Origin of the sequence: Saccharopolyspora rectivirgula DSM 43747, assembly GCF_000497205.1 — a bacterium.
In the GTDB taxonomy this organism is placed as follows: Bacteria; Actinomycetota; Actinomycetes; order Mycobacteriales; family Pseudonocardiaceae; genus Saccharopolyspora; species Saccharopolyspora rectivirgula.
On record NZ_AYJW01000044.1, the window covers coordinates 19,102 to 32,341 of the forward strand.

The following is a 13,240-nucleotide window of genomic DNA, read 5'->3' on the forward strand; positions in this document are numbered from 1 at the left end:
AGGCCGGTTTTCGCGGTCACGGGCGGCCGTCGCCGCGCGGCCAGCGGGGCGGCGGTTGATCGCCTCCCGGGGCCGGTGGACGTGGTCGGCCGGGCATCTGCCGGGGCGGCATGCCGCGGCGCGGTGGCATCGGTTGCCCTTCCCGGGGCGGGACGGGTTCGCCGCCGCGCGGGCGCGCCGGCCCGCCCATCGGCCGGGGGCGGCCCGGGACGTCCGGTCGGGGGCGTCCGGGGGCGTTGCCGCGGGCGCGGTCGCTGTTCTCCTCGCGCGGCCGACCGGTTTCTTCCCGCGGTCGGGCCGGGGGCTGTTCGCGGTTCCGGCGGGATTCCCCGCCCTGCTCGGGGCGCGCTCGGCGGCGTTCGCCGTCGGCGGGTTGGCGGCGTCGCGGACGGCGCGCGCCGGGCTCCGGTTCCTCGTCCGGGTTCGATCTGCTGGTTCTGCGGTTCCGCTTGCCGCTGTCCGCTGCTTCTTCCGACTTCTTGCGTGCTTCCGACTTCTTGCGGCGCTTCCGAGGAGCGTCTTCGGAGGTTTCCTCGTCGGGTGTGGTGTTCTTCGCGGGGGCTCGTTCGGTAACGAACATCCGCACCAGGCCGATAACCACAGCGATCGCCGTAGTCGCGGCCATGACGGGGAAGCTGTTGATCAGAGGGTTGACCACCGCGAGGGCTTTGCTGGCCAGGCCGGCGCCATCGCCGAGTCCGGTGAGCAGGACGACCAGCGGCATCACCACTGCCAGCACCAGCGGGGGCTGCACCATGGGGCCGAAGACGTTGCGCCGTCGCACCAGCCCGACCGCCAGGGTGCAGGAGACGAGGAAACAGCCTTTGTAGATCAGTCCCGGTTGGGACCAGATCAGGACGTCGAGCACCGTGCCGAGCGCGGTCAGGCCGGCGGCGAGCAGCAGGGCTCCCCCCAGCGGCAGCCCGCGGCTGCCGAAAGCGGAGTGTGCTGACCAGTCATTCGCGCCTTTTTCCGGATCGGGGGCGCTCTGGCTGTCGCGAGTCGCGGTCACGGTTCACAACGGTAACGGTCCAGTACTCGGGCTCGGGACGCCTCTCCGGAACTGGCGTTACGAATTGCGCCGAATTATCCACATTTCGTGGTGTTGTGATCGCTCCGTGATGTTCACGCCACCGTTTCGCTGCTGAATCACTTACCCGAGTGTGTGACCCTTGACACAACGAGTGCGGCGGACATAGCGTCCGGGCAATCGTTTTCTCGCATTGCGGCGAGCGGCGGGACGGGGGTCGGTCCTATGCGTACCGGACAACCGCTGGTGGAGATGGCCGGCATCACCAAGCGCTACGGAGGGGTGCTGGCCTGCGACGAAGTCGATCTGACCATTCGTTCCGGAGAAGTTCACGCGCTGCTGGGGGAGAACGGCGCGGGGAAGAGCACCTTGATGCGGGTGCTTTCCGGAGACCTCGTCGACTACGAAGGAAAGATCACGGTCGAGGGTCATCCTGTCGAGTTCAGCAAGCCGGCCGAGGCGCAGCGCGCCGGCATCGCCATGATCCACCAGGAGCTCGACCTGGTGCCCGCGCTCAGCGTGGCGGAAAACCTCTACCTGGGGCGGGAGCCGCGCACCCGCTACGGCGCGGTGGACCGGCGCAAGATGGCGTCCCGCACCCGAGAACTGCTGCGCCGCACCGGCATCGAGCTCGACCCGTTCCGGCCGGTCGGCCAATTGCGGGTCGGTGAGCAGCAGCTGGTCGTCATCGCGCGGGCGCTCTCCCTGAACGCCAAAGTGCTGATCATGGACGAGCCGACCTCAGCGCTGTCGGCGGCCGAAGTGGACCAGCTGTTCGCGGTGATCGACGAACTCCGCCGCGCCGGCACCGGGATCGTCTACATCTCCCACCGGATGGACGAGATCGGGAGGATCGCGGACCGGGCGACCGTGCTGCGCAACGGCCGGGTCGTGGGGGAGTTCGACGCCCGGGACCTGACCGCGGAGAAGGCCGCCGAGGCCATGGTCGGGACGAAGGTGGAGGAGGTCTTCAACACCCGCCGCGCCGGAACCGGTGAAGAACTGCTGCGGCTGAGCGGTTTCGCGCTCCAACCGCGCCGGACGCGCACCGGCCGTCGGGAACCGAACGGAATCGACCTGACCGTGCACCGCGGTGAGATCGTCGGCCTGTGCGGGCTGCTCGGTGCCGGGCGCACCGAACTCCTGGAAACCCTCTTCGGGGCCGGCACCCCCGGGACCTGGCGAGGCACGGTCACGCTGGACGGTCGTCCGGTGCTGCCGCGGAACCCGCGCCAAGCGCTGCGGGCCGGCATCGCGTTCGTGCCCGAGGACCGGCGGATGGCCGGTCTGGTGCTGGAGCACTCGGTGCTGGCCAACACGGTGCTGTCGGTGCTGGACCGGTTGGGCGCAGCCGGCCTGGTGCGCAAGCGCAAGGAAAGGAGCACCGCCGCGGAAGTGGTTCGGCGGCTGAACGTGAAGCTCGGCCGGCTGACCGATCCGGTGGGCTCGCTCTCCGGCGGGAACCAGCAGAAGGTCGTGTTCGGACGGATGCTGCTGACCGAACCGCGGCTGTTGCTGCTCGACGACCCCACCCGCGGGGTGGACATCGGCGCAAAGGCGGAAATCTACCAGCTCTTGCAGGACATCGCAGCGCGCGGGATCGGCGTCCTGCTGGCCTCTTCGGAGATTCCCGAGCTGGTCGGCGTGTGCCACCGGGTGGTTGTGCTGCGCGGTGGCCGCAGCGTGGCCGAGTTCAACACCACCGAGGTCAGTGAAGCCGAATTGTTGGCCGCGGCGATGGGGGAGACGCTGACGGCCAACAGCCCCGGTCCGGTGGCAGGAACCAGCGGCGCGGACGCCTCGGGAGGTGGACGGTGACCGAACGAACAGTGGAGCGGCCGCCATCGGGAGGCGGCGGGGAGGAACCGGAAGTCCCATCGCGCCGGTGGCAGGTGAACACCGAGACGCTGTTCCGCTTCCAGAGCTTCTTCGGGTTGCTCGCGGTCTTCGCCGCGGCGGTCGTCTTCTCGCCGCGGGCCGACGGCCGGGTGCTGTTCCTCACCCCGGACAACCTGTTCAACATCGTCCGGGCGGTCTCCGAGATCGGCATCATCGCCATCGGGCTCACCTTCGTCATCCTCATCGGCGGCATCGACCTCTCGGTGGGGTCGGTGCTGGGCCTGGCCGCCGTGGGGTCGGCCGTGCTGATGGTGGAGGACGGCCACGGGGTCTGGGTCACGGTGGCCCTGGTGCTGCTGATCGGCGTCCTCTTCGGAATCTTGCAGGGCACTGCGGTGGCGCTGCTCGGAGTGCAGGCGTTCATCGTGACCCTCGCCGGATTGCAGATCGCGCGCGGACTGGCGCGGATGTGGTCCGGTGGGGAGACGGTGCAGATCTCCTACGGCGACGGCCCGGGGCAAGCACCAGTGCTGTTCTCCCTGCTCGGGGAGCGCACCTTCGGTGGCGTGGTGCCGATCCCGGCGCTGATCTTCGCCGCGGTGGCGGCCGCGGCGATCCTCTTCCTGCGCACCAGCGCCTACTCCCGCCACCTGTACGCCATCGGGGGCAACGAGAAAGCGGCTCGGTTGTCGGGTGTGCCGGTCAACAAGGTGAAGATCATCGCTTTCGCCATCGCGGGTTTCTGCGCCGCGCTGGCCGGGATCGTGCACGCCGGGCAGCTCAACGCGGGCAGCCCCAACGACGGGATGGCCTACGAGCTCGACGGCATCGCCGCCGTGGTGGTGGGTGGCACCAGCTTGGCCGGTGGCCGCGGTTCGGTCGTCGGCACCATCGCCGGTGCGCTGCTGCTGGGCATGCTCAACAACATCCTCGACCTGAACAGCGTCAACACCGACCTGCAGTTGTTGATCAAAGGTCTGGTGATCGTCGCAGCCGCGGCGCTGCAACGGCTGCGTCCTGCCGCATGACCCAATCGGAGGGGGAGGAGCGCGGATGCGCAAGACGGTGAAGTCCCTGCTCGCTGCGTGCACTGTGGCCGCCATCGGCGCCGCCGGGTGCGGCACCACCAGCGAGAACAGCGGTCAGGTCCACGCCCAGGACCCGACGCAGGCCTGCAAGGGGCCGGACGCCCACTACACGATCGGCATGAGCCAGGCCAACCTCGCCGAACCCTACCGGGTGCGGATGGATGAGGACATCCGCAAGGCGGCCGAGAAAGTCCCCCAGTTCGAGGTGCAGTTCGCGGACGCCGCCAAGGACAACTCCAAACAGGTCAGTGACGTCGAGAACTTCATCACCAAGCAGGTCGACCTGCTGATGATCTCCCCAAACGAGGCCGCCCCGCTGACCGATGTGGTGAAGAAGGCCTACAACCGCGGGATTCCGGTGATCGTGCTGGACCGCAAGGTGGAAGGGGACGCCTACACCACCTACATCGGGGCCGACAACGTGGCGATCGGTCGGCAGGCCGGCGAGTACTTCAAGAACACGCTGCTCCCCGAGGGCGGCAAGATCGTGCAGATCAAGGGACTTTCCGGCTCGACCCCGGCCGCGGAGCGGGAAAAGGGCTTCATGGAGGGGATAGCGGGCTCGAACATCGAAGTGGTCGCCACCGCCGATGGTGAGTGGGAGCGCTCGGTGGCCCAGGAGAAGATGGACGCGCTGTTGAAGTCGCATCCGGACATCAAGGCGGTGTACGCGCAGAACGACCCGATGGCCGAGGGGGCTTACCTCGCGGCGCAGGCGGCTGGTCGGCACGACCTGGAATTCGTCGGCATCGACGGGTTGCCGATCCCCTCGGGCGGTATCAAGGCGGTCGAAGAGGGGAGGCTGGCGGCCACCAACCTCTACCCGACGGGCGGCGCGGAAGCGGTGGAGACGGCGAAGAAGATTCTGATCGACTGCCAGCCGGTGGAAAAAACGCAAATTCTCGAGACCGAATTGATCACCGAAGAGAATGCGGCGGAGGTCTACGAGCGGTTGAATCGGCGCTGAGCCGGACTTCGCGATTGCTGGCCGCGGTGGTGCGATGCACCCCGCGGCCTTTTCGTGGATTCACCCGGAAAGGTGTTCTTCGGCGGTTCCGGAGAAAGCCTCCCTTTTTCGTCCGCGCGATCACCACCAGGAAATTCAGTAATAACACCTGGATGGTGGTTGTTCCCGCAGTTTTCCGCGCTGATCATCGTATTGAGTGAATTCCGCTTGGCTTCGAGCCGACCCCTATGTCGCTCGTTGTGCAAAAGGAGAATTCCTAATTACAGTTCGGCGCTGAGTGCACACACGATCTTCTGCGGCGGTGTTGATCAATTTTCCAAACCGCGCGGTCGCACCCTGTCTCAATTAGACGGCCGGTGTAGGGAGGGCGAGCAGGATGAGAGACGGCTCAGCAACGGCGCCACGGAGCAGTCCGCGTCGGGGAAGACGGTCCGCGGTCTTCCTCAGCGTCGCTTCGCTCGCGGCAGCGGCACTGGTCGCTGATGCCGGATTCACGTCGAGAGAAGTGGCGGGCCAGCCACCCGCCATGACCGGAACGGGCTGGGATCCCTACCGGAACCTGGACCAGCTGTACCAACCGCGGCCCGCCCAGCAGAGCCGCCAGTTCTCCAGCTTCGACCGCACCGGCGGGAACAACGACGGGTTCGAAGGCACCTATTCCTGCTTGCGCACCACCGAACAGGGCTGCGTGATCGCCGAACACGCCGGTGCCGGCGAGATCACTTCCATCTGGTTCACCCGGGAACCGTGGGGGGACGTCACGGGGACCGGCAACATCATCATCGACCTGGACGGCCGGGAAGTGCTCAACGCGCCGTTGATCGACGTGGTCAGCGGCCGGCTCGGAGCCCCCTACGAATGGCCGCTGGTCGGCAACGCCGAGGACGCCGCGGGCGGAGCGGTCATCAAGGTCCCCATGCCGTACCGGAAATCCATGCGGATCACGGTCGAGAACAACCCGTACTTCTACCACGTCAACTACCGCACCTTCGCCGACGGCCAGCAGGTGCGGTCCTTCAACCCCGAAGACCGCGCCGAAGACGTGCTGGCGCGACTGCGCCGGTTCGGCGTCGCCGACCCCAAACCCGCTGCGCCGCGGGCGGAAACCGAGCGCCGGGACTTCGCCCTGCCGCCGGGTGGTTCGACGACGCTGGCGGAGCTGTCCGGCCCGCAGCAGATCTCCCAGCTGCGCCTGCGGATCCCGCAAGTGGCTCCAGCGCCGCAGGTGGTCGACGACGGGCACGCCTACGGCGAGGGCGGCGGCAGCCGGTTCTTCATGCGCGTCCACCCCGACAACGAGGGCATCCGGTTGATCCGGCGCTACGACGCCCAGATCGCCGACCAGACCGCCGACGTGTTCGTCGACGGCCAACCGGTCGGGCAGTGGCGCAGCGGGCCCGCTCGCCCCGGTGAATGGGGAGTGGAGGTCCTGGAGATCCCGGCCAGCATCACCGCCGGGAAGTCGAGAGTGGAGATATCCAACCGGTTCGTGTCCTCCTCCCTGGACGTCAACGAGTTCCGGTACGACGTGCACAGCAAGGTCGGCGGGGACTGGGTCCGCACCGACGTGCTCGACCTCGGGCCCAGCCACCCCGGGGAGGAAATGGCGCACAACTACCGGATCGACAACCCGGTGTTCCACCGGACCAAACTGCTCGGCCGCTACCCGTCCGACCCCGAGGAAGTGGCGGCGTCGGAAGAAGTGCTGGAGAAGGTGCGGTTGCGCATCACCTTCGACGGCAAGACCACCGTGGACGCGCCGATCGGCGAGTTCTTCGGCACCGGTCTCGGCGAGCACGACGTCCGGACCCTGATGAGCTCGGTGGACCCCGGACTCGACGGTTGGTACACGTCCTGGTGGCCCATGCCGTTCCGGCAGAACGCGCGGGTCGAGCTGGTGAACACCGGCGACGTCCCGGTCACCGAGGGCACCGCGGAGGTCACCAGCGCGTCGGCGGACATCCCGCCGGGGACCGCGTACTTCCACGCCACGCACCGCGCCGCGCACACCACCGAAGGGCAGGACTGGGTCTTCCTCGACGTCGAGGGGTCCGGAACCTTCTACGGGGTCACCCACAGCATGCGCGGCCTGATCCCACCGGGACAGGTGAAGTCCGACAACCAGCCGCACTCGGTGCGCAGCCAGCAGGCGAACCAGCGCAACTACCTGGAAGGCGACGAGCGGTTCTACGTCGACGGGTCCAAGAGCCCGGCTTGGCACGGCACCGGCAGCGAGGACTTCTACGAGTCCGGCTGGTACTTCCGGGACGGCACCACGTTCTCGATGCCGCTGGCCGGCAACCCGTCCCACGAGCTCAGCGTGGACGGCTGCCAGTACGACTGCACAGGTGCCTACCGCCTGCTGCTCAACGACGCGGTGCCGTTCTCCGACGGGCTGCTGGCCGGCATCGAGCACGGGCCGAACAACGACGAACCGGGGCTCTACAGCTCCACCGCCTACTGGTACGGCGGGCTGCCGGCCGAGCTGCAGCTCACCGACGAGATCGACCTGGCCAGCGAAGCCAGCCGCACCCAGCACGGCTACCTGGCCGAAGGGGAGTCCGCGGAGGAGGTCACCTCCACCTTCGAAGGGGGGCGCAGCCCGGAGCCGATGACCCGGACGACCACCAAGGCGACCGGCCCGATCTCCTTCAGCGCGTCGGTGGACCCGGAGAACCAGGGCATCCGGCTGGTGCGGGTCGGTGACCAGGCGGAGAGCTACCAGGCCGTGGACGTCCGCATCGACGGTCGACCGGCCGGCCGGTGGCTGCAGCCGCTGGGCAACCCGCACCACCGCTGGCTGGAGGACAGCTTCGACGTCCCGGCCGAGCTGACCGCGGGCAAGCAGTCGGTCCGGGTGGAACTGGTGCCGGTGGCCGGAGCACCGGCCTGGAACGCCTCCAGCTACCGGGTGCTCTCCCGCTGAGCACCCACCCGGTGCGGGGAGCGCCGGCCCGTCGTGGTCGGCGCTCCCCGCCTCTTTGCGCGGTCAGTTCCGCGAACTGCTCTGGCGGACCACCAGATGGGCCGACAGGGTCGTGGTGGTGGCCTCGGTGCGCTCCCCGCTGATCCGGCTCAGCAGCAGCTGCGCGGCCACCGTGCCCATGTCGTAGGCGGGCTGGGCGACCACGGTCAACGGCGGGTCGAGCAGGGTGGTCCAGGGGGCGTCGTCGAACACCACCACGCCGACGTCGCGCCCCGGGCGCAACTCCAGCTCGGCCATGGTCTCCAGCACGCCCACCGCCATCGCGTTGTTGGCCACCAGCAGCGCGTCCGGCGCGTTCGCCTGGGTGAGCAGGGAGTAGGCGGCGCGTTTCGCCCCGGCGGCCTTGAACTCGCTGCGCCGCACCAGCGCGTTGGAGGTGCTCCGCTTCGCCGCGCGCAGTCCTTCCCGGTAGCCGGCCAGTCGTTCGTCGGCGGTCAGCACCCCGCTCGGCCCGGTGATGCAGCCGATCCGCTGGTAGCCCTGCTCGGCCAGGTGCGCGGTGGCCTGCTTGGCGCCGAGCCGGCTGTCCACCAGGACGGCGTCACCCGCAGAACCCGGGAGCGGGCGGTCCACCGCGACCACGGGGGTGCCGCTGCGGAGCAGCGGTTCGACGTTGGCGCTGCGGCCCGAAGGCGACAGCAGCACCCCGGCCATCCGCTCCTGCAGCGCCACATCGATGTATTCGCGTTCTTTGTCCGGGTTGTCGTCTGAGTTGCAGAGGACAACGGAGTACCCGGCGGAGTGCGCCACGTCCTCGGCGCCGCGCGCGATCGCGGTGAAGAACGGGTTCTCCACGTCGGAGATGATTAACGCGATGACCGCCGTTTCCTGCTTGCGCAGGTTGCGCGCCGGACCGTTGGGCCGGTAGCCGAGTTCTGCTGCGGCCGCGAGCACGCGGGCGGCCAGGGCGGGGTCTACCGTGGTCTTTCCGTTGAGGGTGCGGGAAACCGTCGCGGTGGAAACCCCGGCCCGGGCGGCCACATCGCTGATCGTCGCCACGGAACCTCCTGTTGTCCTCTTCCCGCGTGATCACGGTAGACCAGCCTTGACAGCCCCTCGCAGCCAGAATAGCGTTCGAGAAAACGATTGCTCACCATCCTTTAGATCGATATCGGATGCAGCGCTCCGGCTGTGCGAGCCGCAAGAATCCGCTGTTGTTCTGGTGCGGGAGCACGGCGGGGCTGCTCGCAGCCGCCCGGTAGCAGTCAATGCCGCCTGTTGGATCTCGGAGGAACCGTGGCTCGCATCGGTGTCATCAGCATCTCGGACGGTCGTGATCACGTTCACGCCCGCAACGCCGACTTCATCCAGTCCAAGCAGGATGCTCTGGTGCAGGCGCTGCGGAACGCCGGGCACGAGGTCGTCGTCGGCGACGACCTGGTGAGCACCAACGCGCTGGCCACTTCGGTGGCGCGCAAGGTGGCCGCGGCCGATGTCGACGTCACGGTGCTCTACTACGCGGTGTGGGCGTTCCCGCACTTCACGATGCTCGCCTCCGCGGTCACCAGCAGTCCGCTGGTGCTGGTCGCCAGCACCGACCCCACCGAACCCGGCCTGGTCGGGATGCTCGCCGCCGGAGGTGCGCTGGACCAGATCGGCCGCCAGCACACCAGGGCCTGGGGCGCCCCCGACGACGCCGAGCTGGTCGAGAAGATCGGGGTGGAGGCGACCGCGGCGGCAGCGGTCAAGTCGCTGCGCGGCTCCACCTTCGGGCGGTTCGGCGGCCGTCCGATGGGCATGAACACCGCGGTGGCCAACACCGACCAGTGGCAGCGGCTGTTCGGCATCGACGTGGAGGAGATCGACCAGTACGAGCTGGTGCTGCGCGCCGAGAAGGCCGACCCGGCCGAAGCCCGCAAGGCGCGCGAGTGGATCGAGGCCAACGCGGCCGGGGTGCACTACGACGGCAAGCGGCTCACCCCGGAGCTGCTGGAACGGCAGATCCGCTCCTACCTGGCCATTCGCGACATCATCGAGGAGCGCAACCTGGACTTCTCCGGCATCAAGGCGCAGCCGGAGCTGACGGAGAACTTCGCCACCATGGACGTCACCGAGGCGTTCCTCAACGACCCGTACGACTGGAACGGGCCGAAGGAACCCCACGTGTGCGCCACCGAAGCCGACATGGACGGCGCGCTCACCATGCAGCTGTTCAAGTCGGTGGCCAACACCCCGGTGCTGTTCGCCGACGTGCGGCACTACCACGCCGACCGCGACATCTGGGACCTGTGCAACTCCGGGCAGCACGCCACCTGGTACGCCGCGCGCAGCGACGACCCGAAGGAGAACCTCTCCCGGGTCAACTTCTACCCGGAGGTGTTCTTCTTCCCGGCCGGTGGGGCGTCCGTGCAGCACATCGCCGCTCCCGGGCAGATGACCCTGGGCCGGCTCACCCGGGAGAACGGCGAGTACCGGATGCAGCTGATGCTCGGGGAGTTCGAGAGCTACGACGAGCAGACCAACCAGAGCCTGGTGCAGCAGTCCACTCCGGAGTGGCCGCACGCGTTCGCCCGGTTGGACGCGCCCGGTGAGCTGTTCCTGTCCAAGTTCGGTGCCAACCACATCCACGCCGTCCCCGGCGACCACCGCCCGGCGGTGCGCGCGGTGTGCGCCCAGCTGGGCATCCGGCTCGACGAGTGGAGCCGCAGCTGACCCGGGACCGGAACGATCGCCGGCGTGGCAGGCAAGGGAGGCATCGCCATGACCGAGTCGGTGCTGCTCGGAATCGACATCGGCACCTCGAGCTCCAAGGGCGTGCTGGTTTCCGCCGAGGGCGAGGTGTTGGCCAAGGCGAGTCGGCAGCACGTCACCGAATACCCGCACCCCGGCTGGGTCGAGCACGACGCCGAGTCGGTGTGGTGGGACGACTTCGTCGCCCTGGTGCGCGAGCTGCTGCCCGCGGCCGAAGGGCGGGAGCTCACCGGCCTGGGCGTCAGCGGGATCGGCCCGGTCCTGCTGCCCGCGGACGGCGCGGGCAACCCGCTGCGCAAGGCGATCCTCTACGGGGTGGACACCCGGGCGGTGAAGGAGATCGACGAGCTCACCGAGGAGTTCGGGGCGGAGGAGATCCTCCGCCGCTGCGGTTCGGCGCTCTCCAGCCAGGCGGTGGGGCCGAAGATCCGCTGGCTGGCCGAGCACGAGCCCGAGGTCTGGCAGCGCACCGAGAAGCTGCTGATGTGCAGCTCCTACCTGGTGCACCGGCTGACCGGGCGCTACGTGCTGGACCACCACTCGGCCAGCCAGTGCGACCCGATCTACGACCTGCACGCGCGGGACTGGGCGACCGATTGGGCGCAGCAGGTGGCGCCCGACCTGCAGCTGCCGGAACTGGCGTGGCCGACCGAGGTGGTGGGGCGGGTGACCGCCCAGGCCGCGGCGGAAACCGGGCTGCCGGAGGGGCTGCCGGTCACCGCCGGCACGGTCGACGCGTGGGCCGAGGCCACCAGCGTCGGGGTGCGGGATCCCGGCGACACCATGCTGATGTACGGCACCACCATGTTCTTCGTGCAGGTGCTGACCGACCCGCGCCCGCACCCGGCGCTGTGGGGGACCTGCGGGGCCTACCCGGACACCTACACGCTGGCCGCCGGGATGGCCACGTCCGGGGCGGTCACCGAGTGGCTCCGCTCGCTGGTGGACGGTGACTTCGCGGAACTGGTGCAGGAGGCGGGAACGGTGCCGGCGGGCAGCCGCGGCCTGCTGCTGCTGCCGTACTTCGCCGGGGAGCGGACGCCGATCTTCGACCCGGACGCGCGCGGTGTCCTCGCCGGACTCACCCTCCGCCACGGGCGGGCCGAGCTGTACCGGGCGGCGCTGGAAGGGATCGGCTTCGGGGTGCGGCACAACCTGGAGGCGATGAACGCCGCCGGTGGGCGCGCGCAGCGGCTGGTCGCGGTGGGCGGCGGCACCCAGGGCGGGTTGTGGACCCAGATCGTCTCGGACATCACCGGGCAGGAGCAGCAGATCCCGGCGGAGATGATCGGCGCCGCCTACGGGGACGCGCTGCTGGCCGGCATCGCCACTTCGACGGCGGTCGCGGTGGACGACTGGAACCCGGTGACCCGAACGGTGCGGCCCATTCCGGAGAACACCGAGCGCTACGAGGCCTTCTACGAGCACTACCGCCAGCTGTACGACGCGACCGCCCGCACCGCTCACTTCCTCGCCGAGCAGCAACGGGTGGCCGACCAGGACGGCTGAACCGCCCATCCCGACGACCTGATCTTGTTAAGCTCACCCTTCTGGGTGATCAGGTTGTTGGGAAGAGGGTTGTCCATGGCGGTGCGGCGTTCGCTGGCCGCTCTCGCGGTCGTCGCCGCGCTCACCGCAGCGGGGTGCTCCGGGGTTTCCGACGCCAACCAGTCCCCGCCCGCGCCGGTGGCCGAGCCCCGGCTCGGCGCTGATCGGGTGCTGACGGGGCTGGTCTACGCGCAGCGGGACAGCGGGCCGCTGCAACTGGACCTCTACCTGCCCGCCGACGACTCCGCGCCGCGGCCGCTCGTGGTGTACGCCCACGGCGGGGGCTGGAACGCCGGAAGCCGTTCGCTGACCGCCAACTTGCGCGCTGCGGAAGCCGTGGCCACCCAGCGGTTGCTGGAAGCCGGTTACGCCGTGGCCTCTGTGGACTACCGGTTGACCCAGGTCGCCAAAGCCCCGGCCCAGGTCGTCGACATCAGCGATGCGGTGCGCTGGCTGCAGCGGCGGGCCGAGGAGTGGAACCTGGATCCACAACGGACGGTGCTGTGGGGGTCTTCCGCCGGCGGGCACCTGGTCGCCCAACTCGGCGCGGTCACCGACGACCCCCAGCAGCCGGGCGGCGGGCTGCCCGGCATCCGCGCGGTCGTGGATTGGTTCGGCCCCACCGACATGAGCGCGCAGCAGCAGCTCGAGCACCCGGAACTGCAGGACTACGCCCACGGCGTGATCAGGCAGCTGCTGGGCTGCTTGCCGGTGGAATGCCCGGAGGTCGCCGACGCCTCCAGCCCGGTCAAGCACATCTCCGGCGCGGAACCGGCCTTCCTGATCCAGCACGGCGCCGCGGACCAGATGGTCCCCATCGAGCAGAGCCTGGACTTCGCCGCCGAACTGCGCCTGCGGGGAGTCGAAGTGCAGATGCACCCGTACGAATCCCTCGGGCACGGCTTCGGCACCGGGCCGCACTTGGACACCATTGTGGACACAATGGTGTCCTTCCTGGACGACAACGTCTAGTTCGGCGAGGAGTTCCCGTCCACCTCGCCGGCCCCCGTCACCAGGCCTTCGTCGTCCCGGCGCACCGCGTCCACATCGCCGGCGCCCGCCGCCTCGGCCAGCGGCTCCACCGCGTTGCG

At 69.2% G+C, this 13,240-nt stretch carries 9 protein-coding genes; 7 read left to right on the forward strand and 2 right to left on the reverse strand.

The genetic code is table 11. The features are described 5' to 3' along the window. Positions 1-16: 16 nt before the first annotated feature. A complete protein-coding gene (locus SREC43747_RS20285) occupies positions 17-1,012 on the reverse strand; it encodes a DUF6542 domain-containing protein (protein ID WP_051388002.1) in 996 nt (331 codons plus the stop codon). Positions 1,013-1,255: 243 nt separating this feature from the next. On the opposite strand from SREC43747_RS20285, the gene SREC43747_RS0113030 reads away from it, so the two are divergent. From SREC43747_RS0113030 to SREC43747_RS19855, 4 genes are all read left to right on the forward strand, one after another. Next, positions 1,256-2,848 (forward strand): sugar ABC transporter ATP-binding protein, encoded by a 1,593-nt coding sequence (locus SREC43747_RS0113030; protein ID WP_029721709.1) that lies wholly within the window; start codon positions 1,256-1,258, stop codon positions 2,846-2,848. Beyond that, on the forward strand, positions 2,845-3,897 hold the full coding sequence (locus SREC43747_RS0113035) for an ABC transporter permease (protein ID WP_029721710.1): 1,053 nt from the start codon (positions 2,845-2,847) through the stop codon (positions 3,895-3,897). Before SREC43747_RS0113030 ends, SREC43747_RS0113035 begins: the two co-directional genes overlap by 4 nt. Positions 3,898-3,922: 25 nt before the next feature. Then, complete coding sequence (locus tag SREC43747_RS0113040; RefSeq protein WP_029721711.1) at positions 3,923-4,924, forward strand: substrate-binding domain-containing protein; 1,002 nt, start codon at positions 3,923-3,925, stop codon at positions 4,922-4,924. Positions 4,925-5,450: 526 nt separating this feature from the next. Further along, entirely contained in the window at positions 5,451-7,850 is a 2,400-nt protein-coding gene (locus SREC43747_RS19855) for a glycoside hydrolase family 172 protein (RefSeq protein ID WP_236623173.1), read from the forward strand. Positions 7,851-7,913: 63 nt separating this feature from the next. Here SREC43747_RS19855 and SREC43747_RS0113050 read toward each other — a convergent pair whose 3' ends face one another. Beyond that, entirely contained in the window at positions 7,914-8,909 is a 996-nt protein-coding gene (locus tag SREC43747_RS0113050; protein WP_029721713.1) for a LacI family DNA-binding transcriptional regulator, read from the reverse strand. A gap of 237 nt (positions 8,910-9,146) precedes the next feature. Here SREC43747_RS0113050 and SREC43747_RS0113055 point away from each other — a divergent pair, with 237 nt between their 5' ends. Genes SREC43747_RS0113055 through SREC43747_RS0113065 form a run of 3 tightly spaced genes read left to right on the forward strand, consistent with a single transcriptional unit; the run spans position 9,147 to position 13,121 of the window. After that, complete coding sequence (locus SREC43747_RS0113055; protein WP_029721714.1) at positions 9,147-10,562, forward strand: L-fucose/L-arabinose isomerase family protein; 1,416 nt, start codon at positions 9,147-9,149, stop codon at positions 10,560-10,562. 48 nt (positions 10,563-10,610) lie between these two features. Beyond that, positions 10,611-12,110: an FGGY-family carbohydrate kinase gene (locus tag SREC43747_RS0113060; protein ID WP_029721715.1), complete on the forward strand. Its 1,500-nt coding sequence runs from the start codon at positions 10,611-10,613 to the stop codon at positions 12,108-12,110. A gap of 45 nt (positions 12,111-12,155) precedes the next feature. Further along, the gene (locus tag SREC43747_RS0113065) at positions 12,156-13,121 is read left to right on the forward strand and encodes an alpha/beta hydrolase (RefSeq protein WP_236623174.1); all 966 of its coding nucleotides are present in this window, start codon (positions 12,156-12,158) and stop codon (positions 13,119-13,121) included. Positions 13,122-13,240 lie beyond the last annotated feature (119 nt).

Excerpts from the sequence above, each read along its gene's own strand:
- SREC43747_RS0113060 (WP_029721715.1), top strand. The coding sequence starts at position 10,611 with ATGACCGAGTCGGTGCTGCTCGGAATCGACATCGGCACCTCGAGCTCC.
- SREC43747_RS0113040 (WP_029721711.1), top strand. The coding sequence starts at position 3,923 with ATGCGCAAGACGGTGAAGTCCCTGCTCGCTGCGTGCACTGTGGCCGCC.
- SREC43747_RS0113030 (WP_029721709.1), top strand. The coding sequence starts at position 1,256 with ATGCGTACCGGACAACCGCTGGTGGAGATGGCCGGCATCACCAAGCGC.
- SREC43747_RS19855 (WP_236623173.1), top strand. The coding sequence starts at position 5,451 with ATGACCGGAACGGGCTGGGATCCCTACCGGAACCTGGACCAGCTGTAC.